At 36.2% G+C, this 2,217-nt stretch carries 2 protein-coding genes; one reads left to right on the top strand and one right to left on the bottom strand.

Annotated features, from left to right (window positions below):
* Nucleotides 1-137 precede the first annotated feature (137 nt).
* Complete coding sequence (locus ACP6PK_RS11930; RefSeq protein WP_426559782.1) at nucleotides 138-1,268, top strand: CO2 hydration protein; 1,131 nt, start codon at nucleotides 138-140, stop codon at nucleotides 1,266-1,268.
* A 747-nt stretch (nucleotides 1,269-2,015) separates the two neighbouring features.
* Here ACP6PK_RS11930 and ACP6PK_RS11925 read toward each other — a convergent pair.
* The coding region (locus tag ACP6PK_RS11925; protein ID WP_426559781.1) for a hypothetical protein at nucleotides 2,016-2,217 on the bottom strand (202 nt) is incomplete at its 5' end.

The following is a 2,217-nucleotide window of genomic DNA, read 5'->3' as shown; positions in this document are numbered from 1 at the left end:
CTCCTGACAAAAGACTTTTTCAGCAAACCCTAATTATGATATTATTTAGCGCTACATAATTTAGGTTAGGAGATTGCTAAATCCTACTAATACTTAGTTTTAAACAGATTTAAAAAAACAAATTCAGGGAAAAAATTATGACAAATACAGTTTTAAAATCTCAAAAGCATCCACTTTCAGAATATATTAATTGTTTAAAATCTGGTCAAGCATTGTTAAAAGATACCCCAGAAAATGTCTTGGAAGTTGTTGGAATTTTAAAAAGTTATGGCATTGTATTAGATGCTTATTCCAAAAATCTTATTTACATTGCCGAACATCAATTTTTAGAAATGTTCCCCTTTTTTAAATACTTCAATGGCGAAATTTCATTAAGTAAATTACTTAAGTTTTGGTGGCATGACAGAATTAATTATGAATATGCAGAATATTGCATGAAAGGAATGTTATGGCATGGAGGTGGAGGTCTGGATAAATATTTAGATTCAGCCGAATTTAAACAACTAGCAAAAGCAGCTATAGATGCCAAAATCACAGGAAATTTGATATTAATGCCACTCAATCAATTATTTCCAGAATTTTTACCAGACATGGTACGTCAACAAGCTTATTATAGTGCTTTAGGTCAATTTTGGCGGGTAATGAGTGATATATTTATGACCCTATCTGATAAATATGACCAAGGCAAAATGAAATCTATTCCTGAAGTAGTAAATCATATTTTATCAGGGTTAGTAGAGGCAGCAAATTTACCAATTACTTTTGCTGTAAATATTAAAGGTAAACGTTATGAAATAATTCCCGAATCAGTAGGTTTAACCTTTTTAGCAGACACAGCAGTTCCTTATGTCGAAGCAGTTTTCTTCCGAGGGGCACCATTTTTAGGAACAGTTTCATATAATGCTAAAGCTCAACAAATTGACCCTGAGCAAAGTCAATTTACTTATGGTGCTTTATATGCCGATCCTTTACCTATTGGTGGTGCAGGAATTCCACCTACATTATTAATGCAAGATATGCGACATTTTCTACCAGATTATCTTTTAGAAGTTTATCAAAAAACTAACCGAGGTACAGATAATTTACGAGTGAAAATTTGTGAGACTTTTCAGAAGTCAATGTTTTGTGTAACAACGGCTGCCATTTTGGGTTTAGCTCCTCATCCTTTAGATACAGAAAATCTACAGGAACAAGCAGAAAATCAAGTTTATTTAGAAGGTTGGATGGATAGATTTTTAACATCAAGATTACAAGTTGTTAATAATTAATAATTGAAGAAGGAGTTAGGAGTCAGGAGACAGAAGACAGAATCAATGTTCGTGGGGATTCAAACCTCAACCAATTCCGGACACCGTGCAGACGGTGGGAATTTATACCCGATAAGGTTTCCAACCAGGGGCTAGCTCTGATACCCATAACTCTTGAAACTCTTGTGGGGATAAGGGGAGCAGGGACCGGGGGGGAAAGGAGAAAGAATCATAGGTAGTGCGTCAAGGAAGTGTGGGGAGGGTGGTCTGTGTGGGGAGACTTCCCTTCTATTTGGAGGAATAATTGTAGTGGACCGTTTCACCTAAAATGGTGCATTAGCTTTTTTCGTAATCACCCCATCTCCCCATCTCCCCATCTCCCCATCTCCCCATCTCCCCATCTCCCCATCCCCCCATTTTCTAATGCACATTTTTAGATGAAACAATGCAGTAGGGTGTATCTTTATTGGGAAGTGTCAGCCACCTGTCCTAACTTTTTGGTTGCTCAACCTTTATATCTCAGAGCTTTTAGACCATTATTGGCCAGCCCTACGCGACTTATCCCACACTTTGCTGATGCACAACCGAATCATAGTAGCTAATTCAAGAATTTAGAATTAAGAATTAAGAATTTAGAATTACCTCTCCTTAAAAACGGATAGGCATTGACGAACAGGAAAATTTTTATTTATTATCCCCTATCCAAGGGGAGGCTTTAAACCACAATATTTCGGTAAAACTACTTAAGTTATCAAGAAAAATGTATTTTTACCGAAAAATAAAGGTATAAAGCCTCTCACTCACCGTGGAGAAACAAAAAAAATTTCCTTTTATAGTCATTCCAAATAAGGATGAAACACTTTTTTGCCTGAAACCCACATTCCGCACGACAAAATGTAGTACATAAAGAGTGGGAAACTTGAGTAAGTATTTAGACTTATAGTATGAGGTAGGAGGCGATATAGCTGCC

Source organism: Dapis hubbardiae BLCC-M172, from assembly GCF_050016015.1.
Lineage (GTDB): Bacteria > Cyanobacteriota > Cyanobacteriia > Cyanobacteriales > Microcoleaceae > Trichodesmium.
This window is presented reverse-complemented; position numbering and strand designations above follow the sequence as displayed.

Bases quoted from the DNA above. Each gene is read 5' to 3' on its own strand.
- ACP6PK_RS11930 (WP_426559782.1), top strand. From the start codon at position 138: ATGACAAATACAGTTTTAAAATCTCAAAAGCATCCACTTTCAGAATAT.